At 66.3% G+C, this 21,423-nt stretch carries 12 protein-coding genes and 1 tRNA gene; 6 read left to right on the top strand and 7 right to left on the bottom strand.

The window, feature by feature from the left end; genetic code table 11:
• Positions 1–18: 18 nt before the first annotated feature.
• On the bottom strand, positions 19–447 hold the full coding sequence (locus WFH00_RS11720) for a DUF4383 domain-containing protein (protein ID WP_336661029.1): 429 nt from the start codon (positions 445–447) through the stop codon (positions 19–21).
• Between the two features lie 318 nt (positions 448–765).
• On the opposite strand from WFH00_RS11720, the gene WFH00_RS11715 reads away from it, so the two are divergent.
• Both WFH00_RS11715 and WFH00_RS11710 read left to right on the top strand, forming a co-directional pair.
• The gene (locus WFH00_RS11715; protein WP_336661028.1) at positions 766–2,013 is read left to right on the top strand and encodes a type III polyketide synthase; all 1,248 of its coding nucleotides are present in this window, start codon (positions 766–768) and stop codon (positions 2,011–2,013) included.
• The gene (locus WFH00_RS11710; RefSeq protein WP_336661027.1) at positions 2,010–2,786 is read left to right on the top strand and encodes a methyltransferase domain-containing protein; all 777 of its coding nucleotides are present in this window, start codon (positions 2,010–2,012) and stop codon (positions 2,784–2,786) included. Before WFH00_RS11715 ends, WFH00_RS11710 begins: the two co-directional genes overlap by 4 nt.
• Here WFH00_RS11710 and WFH00_RS11705 read toward each other — a convergent pair.
• The 3 genes from WFH00_RS11705 to WFH00_RS11695 form a co-directional block, all read right to left on the bottom strand.
• The gene (locus WFH00_RS11705) at positions 2,773–3,579 is read right to left on the bottom strand and encodes a glycerophosphodiester phosphodiesterase family protein (protein WP_336661026.1); all 807 of its coding nucleotides are present in this window, start codon (positions 3,577–3,579) and stop codon (positions 2,773–2,775) included. The two genes, WFH00_RS11710 and WFH00_RS11705, sit on opposite strands and share 14 nt — an antisense overlap.
• Before the next feature lie 63 nt (positions 3,580–3,642).
• Positions 3,643–5,091 (bottom strand): cytochrome P450, encoded by a 1,449-nt coding sequence (locus WFH00_RS11700; RefSeq protein ID WP_336661025.1) that lies wholly within the window; start codon positions 5,089–5,091, stop codon positions 3,643–3,645.
• Between the two features lie 139 nt (positions 5,092–5,230).
• Positions 5,231–10,987 (bottom strand): fibronectin type III domain-containing protein, encoded by a 5,757-nt coding sequence (locus tag WFH00_RS11695; protein WP_336661024.1) that lies wholly within the window; start codon positions 10,985–10,987, stop codon positions 5,231–5,233.
• A gap of 580 nt (positions 10,988–11,567) precedes the next feature.
• Between WFH00_RS11695 and WFH00_RS11690 the strand changes: the two genes are divergently transcribed.
• Positions 11,568–12,761 (top strand): DUF4031 domain-containing protein, encoded by a 1,194-nt coding sequence (locus WFH00_RS11690; protein ID WP_336661023.1) that lies wholly within the window; start codon positions 11,568–11,570, stop codon positions 12,759–12,761.
• A gap of 318 nt (positions 12,762–13,079) precedes the next feature.
• Here WFH00_RS11690 and WFH00_RS11685 read toward each other — a convergent pair whose 3' ends face one another.
• Positions 13,080–14,630 (bottom strand): HNH endonuclease signature motif containing protein, encoded by a 1,551-nt coding sequence (locus tag WFH00_RS11685; protein ID WP_336661022.1) that lies wholly within the window; start codon positions 14,628–14,630, stop codon positions 13,080–13,082.
• Positions 14,631–14,819: 189 nt separating this feature from the next.
• Between WFH00_RS11685 and WFH00_RS11680 the strand changes: the two genes are divergently transcribed.
• From WFH00_RS11680 to WFH00_RS11670, 3 genes are read left to right on the top strand one after another with little or no spacing between them, the layout of a single operon-like run.
• Positions 14,820–15,881: a hypothetical protein gene (locus WFH00_RS11680; protein ID WP_336661021.1), complete on the top strand. Its 1,062-nt coding sequence runs from the start codon at positions 14,820–14,822 to the stop codon at positions 15,879–15,881.
• Positions 15,874–17,523: a hypothetical protein gene (locus WFH00_RS11675; RefSeq protein WP_336661020.1), complete on the top strand. Its 1,650-nt coding sequence runs from the start codon at positions 15,874–15,876 to the stop codon at positions 17,521–17,523. Before WFH00_RS11680 ends, WFH00_RS11675 begins: the two co-directional genes overlap by 8 nt.
• Positions 17,524–17,551: 28 nt before the next feature.
• Positions 17,552–17,764, top strand: coding sequence for a hypothetical protein (locus tag WFH00_RS11670; protein ID WP_336661019.1), 213 nt, complete (start codon positions 17,552–17,554; stop codon positions 17,762–17,764).
• A 440-nt stretch (positions 17,765–18,204) separates the two neighbouring features.
• On the opposite strand, the gene WFH00_RS11665 is transcribed toward WFH00_RS11670, so the two are convergent.
• Both WFH00_RS11665 and WFH00_RS11660 read right to left on the bottom strand, forming a co-directional pair.
• Positions 18,205–20,826, bottom strand: coding sequence for an N-6 DNA methylase (locus tag WFH00_RS11665; RefSeq protein WP_336661018.1), 2,622 nt, complete (start codon positions 20,824–20,826; stop codon positions 18,205–18,207).
• A 457-nt stretch (positions 20,827–21,283) separates the two neighbouring features.
• Positions 21,284–21,355 (bottom strand) — tRNA-Gln (locus WFH00_RS11660).
• Between the last annotated feature and the right edge of the window lie 68 nt (positions 21,356–21,423).

The following is a 21,423-nucleotide window of genomic DNA, read 5'->3' as shown; positions in this document are numbered from 1 at the left end:
TTGGACGATGCTTGTGACTTAGACGACGGGGCGCGCGTGAGCGGTGCCGACGCCGTCGACTCGCTTGTCGGCCGCGATTGCGACGACGAGCAGCACCAGGGCGCTCGCGAGGTGCAGGATGTGGTCGGCGGTGTTCAGCGCGAGGATGTTCGCCGCGGTGTCGGCGATGAAGAAGCCAACGATACCGAGCAGCAGGTAGACCGCGCCAACCGTTCCGTTCGCGCCCTTCGCGGCGCGCACGTTGGCGAGGCCGGCGAGCAGCAGCACCGCGCCGATCAGCAGGTGGGCGATGTTGTGCAGCGGGTTGACCTCGAAGATGCCGAGGAGCAGGCCGCCCTCGGTCGCCACGAAGCCGACGCCGCCGGTGACGGCGAAACCGAGCAATCCGACCAAGACGTAGACGGCGCCGAAGATGACTCCGACGATCCGGTTCGGTGAGTTCTTCACGACGTTCTCCTTTATATGTTGACTGCGTATCTTGACTGCCTATTGCCTGTCTGCTCAGCAGTTCTCCTGGCGGTGGTACCCGAGTTGCCCCGCGCCGCCGCTGTATTTCAGTGTGGATGGTGGGCGGTGCCGCAGACAGGCGCTTGCGCGGTGGGCGGGTGATGCAGTAGCTTCCCCAGCTCACGCCCAGGTTCGGCGGGTCGTGAGCGAGCCGTGGCGCGGTGCGCCACAAGGCTGCGACCCATATGTACGGGGCTGCGACCCGTATGCTCTGTCAAGCCCTGGGCAAACGTGGGCGGCGTCAGTAGATTTGCGTGCATGGTCTCCCGGATCCTCGCCGTCGGCACCGCCGTGCCGAGCACCCGTCTCGCACAACCGCAGATGCGCGACTTCTTCGCGGCCCAGCCCGGCGCGGATCGGCTGACACAGCGGCTCATCGGGGCGGCCTTCGACCAGTCGGCGATCGACACACGGTACTCGGTGATCGGCGGGCTCGGGGCGCCGGCAGCCGGCGAGAGCGCGCCCGATGCCGCGCCCCATGCTGAGACTTTCGTGCAGGATCGCGGCGAGCTCCGGCATCCCACCACCGGTGAGCGGAACCGCGTCTACCGTGAGGAGGCGCCCCGGCTCACATCTCAGGCTGCACGCGACGCCCTCGACCGGGCGGGAGTCGCGGCGAGCGCGGTCACGCACGTCGTCACAGCTTCGTGCACCGGCTTCTTCGCGCCGGGCCCCGACTTCCTCCTCGTCCGCGATCTCGGAATTCCCACGAGCGCCGAGCGCACCCACATCGGCTTCATGGGCTGCGCCGCCGCGTTCCCCGCACTGCGCGCGGCCACTCGGATCGCGCAGGCAGAACCCGGTTCGGTGATCCTCGTCGTCTGCACCGAGCTCTGCTCACTCCACATCCGCTCGTCGAGCGACCCCGAGCAGATCGTGGCTTCCGCGGTGTTCGGCGACGGCGCGGCCGCCGCGGTCGTCGCGTCGGATCCGCTGCCTGCGCGCCGATCCGCCCCCAGCCTCGTGCTCGGCGACTTCTCGACCGCGATCACCGCGGAGGGCGAGGAGGACATGGACTGGACCATCGGCGACCACGGCTTCGAAATGCGCCTCACCTCGAACGTGCCGCGCATCATCGGTCGGGAGATCGCGGGTGTGGTCGGCCCCATGCTCGCCGACGACCAGAGCGCACCGGGCGACATCGACGCGTGGGCGGTGCACCCCGGTGGCCGCAGCGTGCTCGACCGCGTGCAGAGCGGGCTCGAGTTGCCTGCCGACGCGATGACACACTCGCGCGAGGTGCTGCGGGAGTACGGCAACATGTCGAGCGCGACCGTGCTGTTCATTCTGCAGCGGATCCTCGCCGACGACTCGATCCCCGACGGCGCGAGCGTCGCGGGGCTGTGCTTCGGGCCGGGTCTGACGGTCGAGACAGCACGCTTCGTGCGCGAGGGGGCAAATCGGTCGGGGGCGGATCGGCCGCGCGCCGGGGAGGAACTCGCTGCCGCCGCTGGCGGTTTCAGTGGGGCCGGTGAAGCGCTCGAGACCGCAGCCGCGCCGGCATGAGCGGGGTGTCACGCGTGTCGCTCGCCCGGCGCGACGCCGAGCTGCGGGAGCTGATGGACGATCCCGACTGTGACCCGGAGCGCCTGCGTCGCACGCTCGAGCGCTTCGACCTCGTGAATCGCGCGGTGTCGTCGTGGGGGCGCGTGTACCGCACGCACGTGCGGCCGGCACTGTCGGCGGCGCGCGCGGAGTCTGCGGCGCGAGTAGAGTCTGCCCGGGCGAGCGACTCCCCCGCCTTACGCCCGCTCCGCATCCTCGACCTCGGCTGCGGAGGTGGCGATGTGCTGCGGCGCATCGTGCGGCGGGCTCGCCGTGACGGGTTCGACGTGGAGGGCCTCGGCATCGATCCCGACCCCCGATCGCTGGCCGTCGCTCGCGTCACGCGCCCCATCGCCGGCGTCGAGTACCGCGAGTGCATGAGCCGAGACCTCGTCGCCGAGGGCGCCCGCTTCGACGTCGTGATCTCGAACCATGTACTGCACCACCTTGGCGATGCCGATCGCGCCGCGTGGTTCGCCGAGTCCGAGAAGCTGGCGGATCGCCTGGCCGTCCACTCCGACATCGCCCGCGGCCGGCTCGCGTATGCCGGCTTCGCGATCGGGATCGCGCCCCTCGCGCCGGGCTCGCTGCTGCGCGTCGACGGGCTGCGAAGCATCCGGCGGAGCTTCACGGTGGGCGAGATCGCGGCGGAGCTACCCGAGGGGTGGCGTGCGGAGCGGGTCGGGCCGTTCCGGTTGCTCGCGGTGTATCGCGCGCAGGTCAGCCGCGACTGAGCGCCGCGATGGCGACGTCCGTGCGATCCGTCACCACCCCGTCGACCCCCATCGCCACGAGCTCCCGCATGCGCCCGGGGTCGTTGACCGTCCACACGTGCACCTCGACGCCGTGCGCATGCGCCGCCTCGACGAGGCGCGGCGTGAGCACGCGGATGCGCCCGTGCCGCTCGGGAATCTGGAGGGCGTCGAGGCCTTGAAGCGCCCGTGCGACACCTCGGCGCGAGCCGGCAGCGCGCTCGGTCGCCAGCCCGAGCAGCAGGCGGATCAGCGCGCCCCTTCCCGGCGAAGTCGCGGGCAGGATCGCGCAGCCCGCCTCCCGCGCCGCGCCCAGGGCGCTGCGGCGCCAGCGCTCCGAGAAGCTCGTGACGAGCACGCGGTGCGCGTGCGGCGCGACGATCCGCCCGAGGGGCGCGGCGACCGCGGCCGCTTTCACGTCGATGTTCCAGCGGGCTTCGGGGAACTCCTCGAGCGCCCGCTCGAGCGTGAGCAGGCCCCCGCGCTCGGCGAATGCGCGCTCGAGCTCCGCGCGATCCACCTCCGCGATCTTGCGCGGGTCGCCCGCGACGCGCGTGAGATCCGGGTCGTGCGCGAGCACCACGGTTCCGTCGCGCGTGAGGTGGCAGTCGGTCTCGAGGATGTCGGCGCCCGCGTTCGTCGCGGCCTCGAACGCTGCGCGGGTGTTCTCTGCGATGCCCGCCGCGGCGAGTTCCGCGTTCACGAGCCCTCGGTGGGCGATCACGCGCGGGTTCGCCGCCCCCTGAAGGTACGGATGCACGCGCTCGCTCGTCATGCAAGCACGCTACCCGACCGCGTTCAGAGCCGAACCGGTTCTTGTGTCACTCGGTGCTGCCTCTCAGTGCACCGGGCAGCGACTCGGGGCCGCTCCCCTGCTCGCTCCGTGCCCGCCCGTCGCGCGCACCATGCCGCCCGACGCTGGCTTCGTCGGGAGCCGTCGCCGATTGACCTCGAGCCCGTCGTCCAGGATCCGCACGCGCGGGTCGCTCATCGCCGCGACCGCCGCCGCGAGGCCCGCAATCGCGAGCTTCTCGCCCGGGCAACGGTGACCGTTCGGCACCGAGGCCCCACCGTGGGGCACGAAGGTCTCGATAGCCTCGTAGTCGTCGACGCCGAGGAAGCGGCCCGGATCGAATTCGTTCGGCCGCTCCCATGACCGATCGTCGGTGTTCGTGCCGAGGATGTCGAGCACGACGCGCCCGCCCTCGGGCACGGTCTCGCCGTCGACCTCGATGTCCGTGGTCGCCCAGCCCGGGAGCACGGGCACGAACGGGGCGGTGCGGCGCACCTCCTGCGCGAAGGCGACCGCGATCGGGTCTTCGGTGAGTGCTCCCCCGCGCTCCGCGACCGAGGCGGCGACGCGCTCACGCCACTCGGGTCGGTCGTGCAGTTCCTTCGCCGCGAACGCGACGAAGCGAGCGACCGCGACCATCGGGCGCATGCTGTTCTGGAGTTCGATGCCCGCAAGCTTCGGTGCGAGCAGCAGATCCTGCTCGTCGCGGTGCCACGCCCACTCGTAAAGCGCGCTGCCGCGGCGGGCCTCGAGCGTGCCCGCGCGCACCGCCTCGATGAGCTGTTTTGCATGGCGATCGGACCAGGCGCGATTCGCCGTCGCGAGCGGGTAGCTCGGCGAGTACGGCGCTCCGAAGCCGTCGACGATCTGCGCCATGCGCGCCGCCCACCGGGTGAGCGCGCCGTCGGTTCCCGGGAGGCCCGCCCAGCGCATGACCGCGCGCCCGAGCGCGCCGACCGCCGCGTCGTACGCCGAGCGGTCGCCGCCGGCGATCCACTCATTCAGTTCCGCGCGCCACTCGCGCTCGAGCAGTGGAAGGATCGCGGCGACCGCGGCGTCCTCGTACGCCACGTCGACAAAGGTCGCCTTGCGATGCCGATGCGCGTCGCCGTCGAGGCTGTGCACCGAGCCGTGCCCGAAGAGCGTCTCCTGCACGATGGCGGGCATCGCGCCGTGGCGCGCGATCCGGTCGTTGTCGTAGAACGTGGCAACGCCCTCCGCACCGCGCACGAGCAGCGCCGGTCGCCCGAGCAGCCGGAACGGCACCGCGCGCGCCCCGGCCCGGGTGCGATTCCAAATCATCTCGCCGAAGCCGTAGCCGCGGGTCAGAATCTTCGGCGCATCGTCCTGCGCGAGCTTCGCGATGTTCACGACCACCTTGCGCCGCGCACGGCCGAGCACGTCGGTGGCGCGCGTCACGGGCGTGGCCGGTGCGTTCGAGTTCGATGCCGTTGAGTTCGATGCCGTCGAGTTCGATACTGTCGAGTTCACCATGCGCCAACTGTGCCAGCGCTCGCCCCCGCGAACCAGGGGGCGGCAATGGCGCTCGCGCTGTGGTATCGGGCGCGGCGCCGTGCTCGAGCCGCTTCGACGGGGCAGGATCAGCGGGGGCTCGCGCCCCCGCCGATCCGCTCTACGACTCCGAGGTGCGGCGCCGTCGCACCGTCAGCACAGCGCCGGCCGCGACCAGCAGACCCCCGAACGAGGCGAGGCCGATCAGTAGGGGTGCGCCGGTGGCTGCGAGCGCACCGCTCTGGGCGGCGGCACCTTCGTCCGCCCCAGCGTTGCCGCCTCCGAGCGCGCTCTCGCCGTCGTCGGCACCCGAAGCCGCGTCACTGCCAGCACCAGCACCGCCAGCGCCCGCGCCGCCGCCAGCGTCCGCGCCACCACCGGCGCCACCGCCCGCGCCATCGGCGTCGTCGCCCGGTGCATCGTCGGCGTCCAGCGCGAACGCCGTGATGCTGGCCGTGCCATCCACGAACCCGTCGCGAACGACACGCACCTCCACGGTGACCTCTTCCGCGGGGTCAGCGCCGGTCACGACGATCCGCGAACCGTCGAGCTTCGCGACGAGCCCCTCGGGCACGGACAGCACGTACTCTGCGTCCGCGTCGAAGTTGGAGATCTCCACGGTGTAGCCGTCTGAGGTGCGCTGCGGCACGCCAAACGTCGGCGCAACGGCGGCGTTCAGTGCGCTCCCGGTCGCCGTCGTCGCGGCATCGCTGCGACCTTCGCGTGAAGCGACGACGATAACCTGCCCGGCCTGCCCCGGAGCGAGCCCCGACACCCTCACGTAGATGCCGTCAACCCCGGCCTGCCCGCCCTGAGGAAGCAGAATCGCGTTCGCCAGGTACTCCGTCTCCTCGTCGAAGTTCAGAATCTCCATGGAGAACCCATCGGCGGTGCGGATCGCCTCGCCGAGCACGGGCGCAACCCCCACGGGCAGTGCAGCGCCGGTGACCTCGGCGATCGTGGGCGTGTAACCCTCGCGGCTGATGCGCAGGGGAATGGTCACGGGCGTGCCGGGAGCCGACCCCGACACCACGACGGAACCGTCCACGATCTCTGCGGTCACGCCCTCCGGCAGCTGGTCCTCATCGATCTCGTACGTGAACTCAGAGTCGAAGTTCTCGATGGCGACCGTGAAGCCGTCGGCTCGCCGCTCCGGCGTCGCGAGCTTGACGTCCGGAATCGACTTGAGCGCCGCCCCGTCCACGCTCGCGCTGCCCGGTTTCGCGCCGTCACGCGTCGACCGCACGGTCACGGTGGCGCTCTCGCCGGCAGCGAGACCACTCACCGTGACGCGGCCGGTTGCGGGGTCGACGCTTGCCGATCCACTGCCGGTCTCGACCGCGAATGCGGCGTCATCATGGTTCGTGATCTCGAATGTGAAGCCGTTTGCCGTGGGCTCGATGGCCGAAACCTGAGGCACAACCGCAGCGTCGAGCGCACTCCCGGTCACCGAAGCGCTGGCCTCGGTAAACCCGCTCCTCGAGATCGACACCGTCACGGTACCGGACGCGCCGTCTGCCAGCCCTGTCACCTCCACATAACCCGGGCCCATCGTCGTCACCGCGTGTTCCGGCACGTCGCCGAAGAAAGTCACTGTCGCGTTGGGATCATCCGGGAAGGTCACCGGCACCCGGAAGCTCCCGTCCCCGCGCACCACTTCCCCGAACACCGGTGGCACACCAGTCTCGAGCGCGGTGCTAGAGATCGACGCGGTCGCGCTCGTGTAGCCGGCACGACTCACGGTGACGGTCACGCTCGCCGAGGCTCCCGTTGCGAGCCCCGTGACGGTGATCACGCCCGAAGCGTCGATCTTCGCCGCCCCCGCGGACGCCACCACTTCGTACGTTGACGTCGCGGAATAGTTCGTCACCTTCGCGGTGAACCCGTCAGCCGTGCGCGTCTGGGCTGCCAGGGTCGGAGCGGTGCCCGCGGCATTGGGCGTGACCGCCACACGCGGTTCCGACCGCTCGGAGTAGAACGGCGACGCCTCGCCCGTCTGCGTCGTCTCGGTCTGAACCGACACGTAGACCGTGCTGCCGTTGGTCAGCTTGGTCTTCCCGTCGCTGGTGCCCGTGAGCGTGCACGAGGTGCTCGTGGTCTCGCACTCGGCCACGCGCGTGCCGCCCGACGCGGCGCTGAACGCGACGACGAGGTACTTGGACAGCGTGTTGCCGTTGAGATCAGCGGGCGTCCAACTGGCGGTCACCGACTTGTCGCCGGGGGCCGCGCTCACGCTCGTGGGGGCCTTCGGGTACCCGTAGGGCGCGCCCCGCACAACGTTCGAGGCGAGGCTCGGCCCCGCGTCCGAAGTTGCACGAATCTGAATGTCGGCGGTCACGCCGTTCTTCAGGCCCGGAACGGTGAGTGCGGTAGCGGATCCCGGAACCTGTGCCGCGATCCACGTCTTGCCGGAGTCGGTCGTGTACTCATAACCGGTGAGCGGTGAGTCGAATACGACACCGGGTTGGAAGGTGACGCGAATGAACTGATCGCCGCGCTCGAACGACGAGATGACCGGAGCCGCCGGGCGCTGACGTGGGGTCACCGCGACGCGGGGAGACGACGCGGGGCCGTAGCCTGCCGCGTTCAACGCCGCAACCGTCACCGTGTACGTCTGGCCGTTCGTGAGGCTCGGAAGGTGGGCGAAGGTGTCGGAGGTGTACGAGGACATCACCGGCCTGTTGCTCGCGTCGTACGTGACCACCTCGTACTGCGTGATCGGACTTCCGCCGTCGGACTTCGGGGCGTCCCAGGCGATGTCGGCGGAAGAAGAGTTGCCGACGGCCTTGACGTTCGTCGGGGTTCCGGGAACCGTCATGGGTGTTACTGTCACCCTCTCGGCCGTCCCGTTCCCGATCGCGTTGACGCCGCGCACCTCGAGCACGAGCGGCTCGCCGTTCGTGAGACCCGTCAAGAGCAGCACACCCGTGAGGCTACGAGCGTCGATCCACTTCTCGGTGCCGCTGACCCGGTACTCGATACGCGTCAACGGTGAACCGCCGTCACTCGCGAACGTCGCTTGCACGCTCACGGTGGAATCGCCGGGCGTGCCCGCGAGCTCGGGCGCGCTCGGCGCGCTCGCGGGGGCAGCGATAAGCACGTTCGATCCGCTGCCCGCTCCCGCCGCGTTCTTCGCGCGGATCTGCACCGCGTAGGAGGTGCCGTTCTGCAGACCGACAATCGTGATCGTCGAGTCGGTCGACCCGGTCGAGGTCCATGCGCCGCCGTCGAGCGAGTACTCGTAGTCAGTGATGGCGGATCCACCATCGCCTGCCGAAGTGAGCGCGACAGTGAGTGCGCCGTCCGTGCGCGTCAGCGAATCGAGCGTCGGAGCGAGTGGCACCGAACGCGGGGTCCCGGCCACGGCAGCGGAAGGCTCGCCCGCGCCAGTGGCGTTCACGGCACGCACGCGCACCGAAGCGGGCACGCCGTCAGTGAGACCGGTGATCGTGAACTTCGGGGTGAGCCCATCGATCGCAGTCCAGGTTCCGCCGTCGACGGAGTACTCGTAGCCCGAGATGGGCGCACTGCCCGATGCGCTGAAGGTCACCGCGAGCGCACCGGACAGCGGCGCGACCGTGACGATCACCGGGGCGTTCGGCAGCGGCACGGCCGCCGGACCCTCCTCGGTTTGCGCCCGGGACGCGGGGCCGTAGCCGACCTCGTTGCGCGCGCGAACGGAGAACTCGTAGCGCTCGGACTCGAGCAGCGGCTCGCCCGCGCTCGTCTTCGAGACGCTGAACGGTGAAGCTCCGTCGAGCTCTTGCCACGTCGCGCCGGCGTCCGTCGTGTAGGAGTAACCGGTGATCGCCGATCCGCCGCTGTGCTCGGGGGCCGAGAGCTCGAGGCGCCACGATCCCTCGCCGCTGTCGACCAGCTCCGTGATGAGCGGTGCTCCTGGCACGCCCGCGGGCGTCGCGAAGACCGTGACCGCCTCTCCCGCGCCGATCGCGTTAACGGGCCGCAGCTGCACCTGCTGCTCCGTGCCGTTCGCGAGCTTCGTGATGACCAGCGGAGCGCTGGTGCCGCCTGAGAGCCAGGTATCTCCAGAGTCGAGCGAGTATTCGACACCGGTGATTGGCGAACCGTTGCTCGCGCCGAACTCGTACGAAATGGTGATGGAGCCATCGCCGCGCTCGGCTTGGACGTTCTCGAGCTTTGCGGGCGCTGCCGCGGTCGTCACGGTCACGGGGTTCGAAGCGTCGCTGAACGTCGTTCCGTTTCCGGAGCGGATGAGGACGGTCGCGGTCTTCCCGGGCTCAAGGCCGGTGACGGTAATCGGGCTCCCAGCGCTTCCCATGCTCACCCACCCGCGGCCATCGACGTTCACCTGGTGGACGGTGATGGCGGATCCGCCGTCGTACCCCTCGGTGAAGCTGATGGTCGCCGAATCCGACGTCACCGACACGCCCGTGACGGTGGGCGCTCCCGGCTTACCGATCGGGGTACCCGTGCGGGGCTCGCTCTCCGCGCCCACGCCGAAGTCGCTGAGCGCCCGGAGCTGGACGGCTACGGCCACGCCGTTTTTCAGGCCGTAGATGCGCGCAGGCTGCGACATCGTCGGGAGCGTCACCCAGGGGCCGTCATCGACGCGGTACTGGTATCCCGTCGGGGCTGCTCCCGTTTCCGGGACGGAGAAGTAGGTCTCGAGCATGCCGTCCCGCGAGTCGACGCCCGTGATCTCGGGCGCCGAAGGGGGCGCCATCGGCGTGACCGAGGCGGATGCCGGCGAGAAGTCACCCGTGCCCGCGGGAGTGATCGCCGCCACTCGGAAGATGTAGGCCGTGCCGTTCTGGAGACCATCCACGACGACATTCGTGGCGGCGGATCCGGTGAGCTTTGCCTCGCTCCACGTCGTTCCGCCGTCGGCGCTCTGCTGCACGGCGTAGCCCTGGATCGGGCCCACGCCGAAGTTCGTGGGGGCGCCCCACGTGAGGGAGGCGCTCGAGTTGCCCGCAGTTGCCTGCGGCGCGGCGGGAGCCTCGGATGTGCCGGTGACGTACCGGATCTCGATCGAGCCGGGGTGCGAATTGCTCGGAACGTACTCGTAGCTCGCGGTCAAACCCGCGAAGGAGGCGGTCGCGTTCTGACCTACGGATCCGCCGTAGCCGAACCACTCGTTCGAGGTTCCCGCGCCGAACTCCACGGCGCCCTGCTTGCCGCCGACCGCGCCACCGCCACCGCCGCCGGATCCGCCGCCGTCGTCATTCGTGCAGCTCGAGGCCGCGCACGCGATACCGGCGTCCATGCCGGTCTGCCCGTCTGTCGCGTTGGGGGTGTCGCTTCGCCCGACGAAGGTGCCGTCGGCGGGGCGGCCTCGCGTCGGGGCGAACTGGCCGGAGCCGCCGTTGCCGCCGCCGCCCGCCGCGACGACGTCGACGCCGTCGATGCGCAGCACGCTCGCGGCACCGCCCGCGCCGCCCTGCCCCGAGGAACCCTTGGTGCCGGTGCGGCCGCCGGTGCCGCCGTTGTAACCGGCGAGCGGATTGTCGCCGCCCTGTGCCGGCGCGACCGCTCCGCCGACCGAGTCCTGTCCGGTGACGCCGGCGCCGCCGGGCGCGATCGTGAGCTTGGTGCCGGGCACAACGTCCACTGTGCCCATGACGAGTCCGCGGAACGTGCCGGGGTCGGGCGCGGGCGCGGCGTCCTTGCCGCCGTTGCCGCCCTCACCGCCGCGCATGATGACGGAGATCGCCGTCACGCCCGCTGGCACCGTCCAGCTCTGAGCCGTCGACTGGTAGCCGAACGTCTCGGTCCGAACCGTCGGCGCGCTGTTTCCAGCGGTCGCTCCGAAGACCAGCGACCCTCCGACCAACGCGATGACCGCGGCTCCCGCCACTAGTCCGGTGGCGCGCACGCGCGCAGCACTCAGCCCCATTTCACCCCTCCAGTGCTCCGAGGCCGTTCCCCAGACGTATGCCTCGGACCCGAAGAGTTTTGCAAGCAGAACTTCATCAGCATAGTGGTGTTCTGGACACCGTGCAGCAGGAGCTCGGCCTGCGTTCGCGCAGAATTCACCCCGACGCGACCCGCGACGCAACCGCGAGCAGAATCTTTCGCGTTCCGTAACGCGCGGCGCTCGCGCCGCGTTCCCCGCACTCTGCTCCTGCTCCCCTCTGCGAGCTGCGAGCCACGCTGAGTTGTGCTCGGGTGCCGCTCGGCGAGTGAGGCCTGAGCTCCATGGTGCGGGTTGCGCAAATTGTGCTCGGGCGTCGCTCAATGAGTCGCGCCCCTGCAATTTTCTACCAACGCACGCCGCGGCCCTGCCGGCCCCTCGCGCTGAGAACCCGCTGCGCCAATCTTCGAGCGGCGCTCACGTGCTGGACGATGCCCTTGCGTCGCGCTCCGCACTCATGTCCGGCAGTCACGCGCAAAATTTCTCCGCACTCACGCCGAATGGCCGTTCCGCGTCCGCAGTAGGACCCGGCGAAAGCCCCGCGCGCTGTACCCTGGCGTGCATGGCGATTTTGATCGACCCGCCCGCGTGGCCCGCGCACGGCACCCTCTGGAGCCATCTCGTGTCGGACACGAGCTACGCCGAGCTCCACGCGTTCGCCCGGAGGCTCGGATTTCCGCGGCGGAGTTTCGATCTCGACCACTACGACGTCTCCGCAGCCAACTACGACCGCGCCGTCTCGCTCGGCGCGATCCCCGTGGCCGGTCGCGAGGTCGTCTATCGCCTGCGCGACTCCGGCCTCCGGGTGCGGCAGACGGATCGCGCAGCCATCACTCCCCTGCGTCGCCGGCAGTACCTCGTCGAAGAGTGGGCGCGCCTCGCGCATCTGCTCGGAGTTAGCACGATTGCTTCTTCGTGGACCGCACTCGGCGAAGACCTCATCGAGCGCTGGAACGAACCGCATCGGCGGTACCACGACGAGCGACACCTCGAGGACGTGCTGCTCGCGCTCGATCACCTCGAGACCCGCGGCGAGCGCGTCGCGCCCGAGACGCTCCTCGCGGCGTGGTTCCATGACGCGGTCTACACCGGCGCGCCGGGCGGTGTCTCGGACGAACAAGCCTCCGCGGACCTCGCCGCCGCTACTCTCGGCGACCTCCTCTCCCCCGAGCTGATCTCCCGCGTCCACGCCCTCATCCTCGCGACCACCCCCGCGAGCAGCCCCATCAGCGCAGAGGAACCGGGGCCCGTGCATGACGCAGAAGCAGCCCCGAAAACGGAGGCCGCGTCAATTGCAGTCTCTACCGTGGCCGCTCACACGGAACCCGCCGTCACACTGACCCCTCGAACTCATGGCCCGTCAACTGGGTCTAATGCCAAATCAACTCTTGGCGAGGAGCCCCAGCTCGGTGCGGAGTCACCTTCCCGCGATGGCGCACGCCAGACCGAGCAAGACGACCCCGATGCGCGTTCCGAGATCGTCGACCCGGCGCGCACCCTCCTCCTCGACGCCGACATCTGGATCTTCGCTTCCCTCCCCAAGCGCTACGCCGAATACGCCGCCGCGGTCCGCGCCGAGTACGCCCACGTGCCCGACGCCGACTTCGCCGTGGCACGTGCGTCGATCCTCGAGGCCTACCTCGCGCGCCCGCATCTCTACCGCACGCCCGCCGCTCGCGCCCTCTGGGAGACTCGCGCCCGCGCCAACGTCTCCCGGGAAATCTCCGAACTCAGAAACCCGACTCAAGCGCTCTGATCACGTACTTTCACCTCCTATTGCAGGTCTGTCTCGCACGAGCCAGCCCACCTGCTTGCCCGCGACGTCGCCGAGCCCAGAACATTCTCTCGATCACCCTGACACCTCCTCTCTCCAACGTCTCCCGCGAGATCGCCGAGCTCAGAACGCCGCCTCGAGCGCACTTGCCGACCTCGTAGGTTCGTCGACAAAACCCGGTGGATCGCCCCTTCCCGTCACATTCGGTGGCGGCCCCGACGCGCGGCCCGGCACTACGGAACTCCCGAAGCGGACCCTACTCGGAGGCCGATCTCGATAGGTTCGGCCGGCGGGACTCATTCACGTGAGGTCCCCGTTCCGATGCTGCTTCACCTGCCAGTCGGAGTGGTGCTTGAGCACGTGGTGTCCGCGGCACAGGTGAGCCAGGTTCGCGGTGGACGTCTCACCGCCGAGCGCGGCGTCGACCGTGTGATCGAGGTCGCAGCGCGAGAGCGGAACCCGACACCCCGGGAACCTGCAGTGCTGGTCTCGCGCTCCGAGCCGCCGCCGCATCTCCTCGCTCGGTCGATACCGCTCCACCGCGAGCACCGTACCCGTGCCCTCCTCGACCTCGGCACGTTCCCACACGGGAGCAACGGCCGCGAGGTGTCTGGCCGCTTCAAGCGGGATCGGCCCGGCTCCGATCAACTCCGCCACGTCCGTAACGGCAGCTCGGCCAGCGCATGCAGAGCTTTCGCCGCGGGTCAGCGCAGCAACCGGAACGATGACCTGGACCCGCGCCCGCATCGCCTCCACACTCGAGGAGACCGCCACGAGCTCCGGATCCGCGCCGAGCAAGAGCTCCACAAACGCGTCCGCCCGAATTTCATCGCTCGACCGCGGCACGTCATCTTCGGCCCTCGGCTCTTCTGCGGTGGGCTCGGCAGTACGCGGCTCGACGACGCTCGTCTGAGTTGTCGACTTCTCGACAGTGATCGGCTCGGCGGCAAGTGGCTCGACGGTGCTCCGCTCCCCAGCCGCCGACTCTGGCACCAGCGCCACTCCCCCAACGGCCTCAGCACGCTCCACCTCCCGCGCTACGCGGGTGAGCCGGTCGTGGACCGCGTGCGCCTCGACCGTGGGCAGATGAGCGATGAGGTCGGACATGCCGCCCTCATGGTCGACGATCATTACCCGTCGTTCACGGACCGCCTCGCGGTGCCGCTCATCGAGGGTTTCCGTGGCGAACTGCTCGGCGATCCTGCGTGCGATCGGACGCAGACGGTTTACTGTCTCTACCCGCGCATGCTGTAACACTTCTTCCTCGTATGCAGCACGGCGCGCAACGATCTCGGGGGCGTCCCCGACCCCGATCCGCACCCCCGCATCGGCGACGACTCGCGCGTGCGCCGCGGATATCTCCCCGTCGGAGAGCGCCTGAAGCGTGCTCGCGTAGTTGTATCGCATGCGCCACCCGTGGTCCAGATGGTTCTCGGACGTACGCTCGCTCACGCCGACGAGGATCGCGACCTCCGCTCGCAATGATCGAAACTGGAGGTCGTTCGTCGTGCTGCTCCCCGACCCCGTGACGTTCTCAACGAGCGCCCCGAGGAGATCGAGGCGGGCAGCGTCGAGCGCGCGCTGCTGGAGCTCGAACCGCTCGATCCACCCGAGCAAGTCGTCCCGCACGGACCTCGGCCCGGTCTCCACTTCGAGCGCAGGATCCTCGTCCATCCAGTAATCGACGTCCGCGCCCGTGTCGCGATCCAGCTCCGCACCCGTAGCCCACCCCACCTCACCACCGAGCCAAGAATCGTCATCCCAGCTCGACGCCTGATTATCATCTAAGCGCTCACCACGATCCTCCGCGGCCGGGGCCACGAACTCGAAATCGTCAGGTGAGGAGGTCATGACTTCATTCAACAGGGAACCACCGACATTCATGGGCTCTCCATCACAAACACATAAAAATCCGCATACACGAATCCGTCCCGATCTCCTCGCGAGTCACACCGGCAGCCAGCCGCCGACACCCCCAACAATGTCCGAGGCACTCGATACGCTTTCCCCAACGAGCCGAAACCGGAAGGGCGCACCACAATGAGCACACCGCGCACCCTCGACGAGCCGTCGGAATCGCAAAGCGATGCCGAGGCGATCCCTCCCACCGCCGCAGCAAAAGCCGCGCACGCAGCTGGGATCGTTACCGCGTTTGCCCGCGAGAAGTCGGCGAAGCTTGCAGAGCGCGCTGAAGATCTCGCGGGTTCATCGAAGGAGCTCGCCCACGACGCGGTGGAGAGACTCAAGACAAAGAACACGGACCCCTACGAAGAAGCGATCGCCGAGTACAACGCCGCTTTCATCGCGGTGAGCGATTCCGGCCTGAGTCTTCTGCGGCAGCGGGAGCGCTCGGTCGACCTGCTCGAACTCATCGAACATCTCATCAGCAGCATCGCGCACACGCCGAAGCCCCTCGCGACCGACGTCGAACAGATCGCGACTGATCGGGCTCAATTCGTCGAGAGCGAGAAGTTCGCCCAGCAGGATCTCGAAGCCGCGCGCAGCTCAGCGTTCGGGGCGGGCGTCGGCGTCACGGCTGGCGCGGCGGTCGCGAGCCTCGCCCCGTCCGCGGCACTGTGGGTCGCGACGACCTACGGCACGGCGTCGAGCGGCGCCGCGATTGCCACGCTCTCCGGCGCGGCCGCATCGAACGCGGCTCTCGCGTGGCTCGGCGGCGGCGCGCTCGCGACGGGTGGCGGAGGCATTGCGGCTGGAAGCGCCCTCCTCGCGCTCGCCGGGCCGATCGGATGGAGCCTCGCGGGCGCGACGCTGCTCGCCTCAGTCGCACTGTTCACCAAAAAACGAATGGAGACACGGGAGGCGAAGCACGAGGCTTTGACCGCCGTGAAAGAGAACGTCGCCCGAATGCGCCGCTCGGGGGCGCAGATCGACAGCTTGCTCCAGCGCACGCAGACCCTGCGAGAGTCGCTCGTCGCAAGCTATCGGGAGGCAGTACCGATGTTCGGAGCTGACTTCCACACCCTCACCGTAGAGACGCGCCGGCAACTGGGAACCCTCGTGAATAACGCGAAGGCATGCGCTGCCCAGCTAGGAGTCCGGATCACCGAGGACTCGAGCGTGAGCGAGTTCGGCCATGAGTGAGTCCGCGAATACCGAGTGGAGCGCTGAGCAAGATAAGCAGGAGCAGGGCGCTTCGCACGTCGAGCAGAGCACTGCGAACCCACAAGCAGCGGATCATCGGCGCACGCAGACAACAGCACACCCCGTAGGGCCCGCTCGAGTCGAGCCGCCCTCGAACGCTCCGGGGCCTCGGCGCGCGTGGCGATCCGCCGCCCTCTCGAGCCTCGCGAAGCGCACCCAGGAACAAGGCATCGCAGCCTGGGTACAGACCCTTAATCAGATCAGGCTCGATCGCCTCACGGCCGCGCTGCAGCAACAGGACGTCAACCTGCGGAGCGCGGTCGAGAGCATCGACTGGGCGGTGCTCGAGATCCGGAAGCTGATTACGAGCAACCTTGGCGGCAGCAAGGGCATGCATGGCTTCATCGCGGAGATTGCGGAGACCGGCGTCAGCAATGCCCGCAGCCAGATTCTCGGCGGCGAGCGCATCACTCACTGGGTGAACGACAATGGGCCGATCGACCTGCTGAGCAAGGGAGTGCCGATCCAGCAGAAGTTCTCTGCCGCCGGAGGCAAGTTCAGCCTGGGTGCCGTGGCTCAGCATCTCGAGAAGTACCCCAAATTTCTTGAACAAGGATCGAAGTATCAGATCCCCAGCGACCATTACGAGGTGGTGCGGCGGCTTCACGCGATGACGCAAGAGGAGGCGAGCACGCTCCTCACGCGAGTCACCGACGGCCCGTCGTATCGCGACTGGAAGTTCGTGCAGGCCTACTTCGCCGAGGGGTCCGTGCCGTTCGAGTCGCTCGAGCCATCGCAGCTCGCATATAGCGAGGTGCAGCGCGGGGCGTTCGCGAGGACGATGCGGGCGCAGAAGCAGTCGCTGCGCGAGACCGACGGATCGCAGCGCGCCGCAGCCTTCCGCGAGAGCTTGCCGTCAGTGCGCGAGGGGGCACGCGCCGCTTCTGCGGCCGCGGCGGTCGAGGGCGGAATAGCTTTCGTGATGGAGGTCGCGCGCAAGCGTCGCGAGGGTAAGCCGCTCAAGGCGTTCACGACTGAAGACTGGGCCGAGATCGCGCGGGGGACCGGCGCCGGAGCCGCGACCGGCGCCGTGCGCGGACTCAGCATCTACGCGCTGACAAACTTCGCCGCGACGTCGGCTTCCGCAGCCGCCGCCATCGTCACGGCCTCCGTTGGCGTCGCGGAGCAGGCCCACCGCCTCCGTCGTGGCGAGATCAGTGAGGCGCAGTTTGTGGAGGCGGCCGAGCTCGTCTCGCTCGAGGCAGGGGTGAGCGCGTTCTCGGCGGTGGCGGGGCAGGCGTTGATTCCCGTGCCGATGCTCGGAGCCCTCATCGGCACCTCAATCGGCGTGGTGATGTATCAAGCCGTAGCCGGGTCGCTCTCGGAGCGCGAGGCCCAACTGCTCGAGCAATACCTCGACGAGCAGCGCGCGCTCGACGAGCGCCTCGCCGCCGAGTACCAGGACTTGCTCGATCGCCTCGGCCGCTCGTTGTCACAGTACATCGGCCTGCTCGGCAACGCGTTCTCCCCCGAGCTCGGAGCCGCGCTGCAGGGGTCGGCAAGTTTGGCGCTCGCCCTGGGCGTCGCACCGGATGAGGTACTCGACGATGACGAGGCGATCGCGGCGTATTTCTTGGGGTGACCACGCCGCGGGGAACGTCACGCAATTTGTGACGCAGCGGTCCCTGTCAGAGGCCAGCAGCGCCATCGCAGCGACCGACAGGAAAGTCTCCGATGTGCTCGGCACGTCGAAGGCTGCCGAGCTCACCGAAACTATAGATGCGAGTCTCGAAGAAGCCCCGCTCCGGCGCAAGCGCGTCCGTCGCGTCTCGGAACTCACGTTGTCAAGCCTGCATGCAGACGATCGTGACGAGATTCAGTGAGTGCCTGCAGGATCTCGACACTCCATCAGAGAAGCTCGAGAATCAGCGCAAGTTCGATGATTTCGCGAAGGCCTATGAAAGGCTAGCCCGGACGCTAAATGAACCATCGACGAGTGGCCCGCCGCACTGGCGATAACCTACCAACTGCACGTTGCGGCTTCGTCGTTAGAGCTGAATCACGTCCTCCATTCAGCTCCCGATGAACTCGACGGGCGCCGGGCAGCCGTGCGACTCGGGCGAGGCCAACGACGCAAACTGAACACGGCCTCTGGAGTGTACCTCTTGCGGCTGATCGACACGGCGTCCATGGTGTGAAACTAGAGAGTTCGCCTGCACCCGAAGCACGGTGGCGCACGCGTGCGCGCGACCAATGCGGGGGAGCGCCAGCTTCTTTACTCATTTACACCTTGAATGGCCTTCCATCTGCGGCGGCGGTCTCGTTACTCCGGCGGTTTGAATCCTAACCATCGGACATGCGCATCTTCGCCGTCGACGTCGAAACGCTCGACCAAGTCGCTGATGTGCGAGTCACGGTTGACTGCAAATCTAGTGAACGCCGTCCAAAAGCTCTCGAGCTCATTAACCAGTGCTTTGACCTCAAGATCGTCCTCGTCACACTTGGGAACAGAGACCTGAGAAATCACGTCCCACTTGATTCGACCTCGGTTCATACCTGTTGTCAAGGAAAGTACATCCGCCAAGACTTCCTTCGTTCTAAGAAGGTTGGCGTAGAAGACAGCTGCCTCTTTACTTTGCGCCTTAACAATTGTGAATTCATTGGAGACAAACTTGCCTGCTTGGTGAGGTGGTACAATCCCCACAGCCCCACGCCCGAACCCCATATTCGAGATCAGCAGGTCCCAAGTCTCAACCCGGAATAAAGCACTGTAGGAACTCGACTCCTTCGTCAAGTCTTCCCCGTCGTGGATTTCGCCGTCATAGGTAACACGCAGCAGCCGATAAGTGCTTTCCTCCTCGAGAGCAGTCTTTCTGTCAGTGGCAAGAGTCAAGGCGTTGCCGAGACTTGTCACTTCGTAACCTTTCGAAACCCAGACTTTGCGCTTCCGGCCCCGATCTCCAAGACAATACTTGACGTCCAAGCGGTCGCTCAGATGAGCGAAAGGTACAGTCCCTTCCCCTCCAATTCCCTTCTGGTACTGAGCGAATCCATGAACGATCTTGGCATGCTCGGCGCGTTTAAGATCCTCCAGATCGGTTGGATCAATTCCAATGCGCTTCGCTACCGGCGCTTCAAGCCCGATGTAACGTGCGGTGGCCATAAAGACATCGTTCTGATCCTCGTCTATCGCGCGTTTCTTCAGAATTAAGATCGATGTCTTCACTCTCGCCGCAGAACGACGGAACGCGTCTCCTGGGAGAGAGATGATTCCCTGAATGATGAAGTTGTCCCGAACGAATTGACGTATATGCCTATAGGACTCTCCGGAAAGTACGGAATCATCAACGATCGCCAAAATTCGTCCGTCGTCAGTTACAAGATCCTTGTACAGCTCGATGTACATGACGCTACTCAAGAGCGAATTACGTACCTTGTTTTCGAGCGCGTCGATCGACAGCTCATATTGGTTGAGTACTCGCGCCTGCTCCGCATCCTCTCGCTTGTACTTGAGCGAGAACGGGGGGTTTGATAGTACGAGGTCAAACTTTTTACCGTGCTGCTTGATGAGCTTCCGCACCTCATCAAGTTGACGAGCGTTTTCCAAAGAATCAGCCCCGACGCGGCCAATATCTTTGTCCAGAGAATCAGCAAAATAGATCTGACTTCCACCGTCGCCGTGCAGGTACATATTCATCCTGGCGATGCGATACATCGCCGGATCACTACCTGCATCGATTCCGAAGATCGACTCTTCTCTAATCTGGCGTTGAAGCTCACTACGTTCATTCGTAGTGGTTCCCGAAAGCCTCTCGGACTTTCGAAGCATTGAGCTCATACTCGCGAGCAAGAATCCTCCTGAACCGCAGCACGCGTCGAGCACACTATCGACGTGCTCTTTCTCCACTTTCGGATCACCGAGTTCAACCATCAAATTAACGATGTCTCTTGGCGTGAAAAATTGCCCGATGTCTTTTCCGCGCACCGTCGCATCCAGAAATGATTCGAAGAGTCGGCCGTGAATATCCTCTTCCATTGCAAAGAAGTCGATATGTTCAATCTCGCGCACGATCCGGAGAACCGTATCCACGCTCACGTTGATCTGCTCTGTGAGATCAAAAAAGCGCTTCTTTCTCCCACTCGTAATATCAGCTTCAAGAGAAACGAGGAGATTCTTGAAGAGCGGATCGTTCAAAGGATGGGCACTTTCCGACTGAGAGGAAATCCAGTGCGACGAGAAGACCACGTCTTTGTAACGAGGCTTCGGACTCTCCCCCAACTTCTCGTGTAGCTCGCGATCTTTACTAATTTTCACGAAGACAATTTTCATGAGCTCCGTAAACGCGGAACTCGGACTTTTCTTTTCCGCACGCCAGATTAAACTGTGGAGCTTCTTAAAGAGTTCGCTAAGTTCAGCGAGGTCGACGGACCTGAACTCGAACTCGGCGGTCTCGATTTCTGCCTTAAGTTGCTCCGATCGCTCCGCAACTGAACGCTTCGCGACGTAAGAAGCAAATTCCTGAAAGTCACCGCTTGCCCGAACCACGTCTTCGTGACTCAACTCAATGATCGCTGAGTTGCGGTCCCATCTGTAGAGCTTCGTCGCAATTGCATTGGTGAGCACGTAATATTGAACCGGGTTGTAATCATAGAGCTTGTTGATTTCCAGACAATACGAAGAGCACTGCGATTCCCACTCTTCGAGGGCCTCAACAGGCGATTTTGCGTCAACCACCACCGCCGGTAGCCCATCGACTTTCAGAATCGCATCGGGCTTAAATAGCACCTTCCGCCGGCCCTGTCCGACGGGTAACGCGCTGATCGATTCTTTCAGCATAAGATCTGAGGCCGAGTAACCGAGCAACGCAAGCAAGGGGAGCATGAAGTGAGCCTCGACGCCCGCCTCGTTACGCATGTCCGAAAGCGCACTGAATTCAACAGGCAACCTGAATTCCTTCCAGAAGCTCTAAAGTCGCACCGACGAGCTGACTCTATGAATTGAGACACGAACACATACACGATTCGACGCATGCAAGCCGTTAAGCAAACGATTTCTAAGCATATCCCTGCGCCGAAACCTAACGAAAACACCACGCCGAGCACCCACATTCAAGCCGCATCGATACACCGTCGAACCCGAAGTCCTTGGCGCCAAAGTTTTGAGGACCCGAGGGCGATTATCTACGACGACGTGTGGTTCGCACCTATTCCGGATTGCGACACTACTGAGGGATTCTGGCCCCGCACCGGCTGGGTCGGCAAAGAGTAGCCATGCCCGACACTAGCCTCGCGTTTATGCCGATAACCCTGATTCGAGTCAAGAACATCTAATCGCAGTAAAGATGAGGGCGGCTAAGCAAAAACAAAAAAATTCCCCCACCGTACGGCGGGGGAATCACTCGCTGGGATACCAGGACTCGAACCTAGAATGACGGTACCAGAAACCGTAGTGTTGCCAATTACACCATATCCCAAAGCGGAAATCCGCTGCTCCGAGGAGCGCGGCACCGAGAGATAACTCTACCGCGGATCGGGCGCGAAC

The sequence above is a fragment of the Leucobacter sp. USHLN153 genome, from assembly GCF_037145615.1.
In the GTDB taxonomy this organism is placed as follows: domain Bacteria; phylum Actinomycetota; class Actinomycetes; order Actinomycetales; family Microbacteriaceae; genus Leucobacter.
The sequence above is the reverse complement of the archived record's forward strand: the minus strand, read 5'-3'. Positions and strand labels throughout refer to the sequence as shown.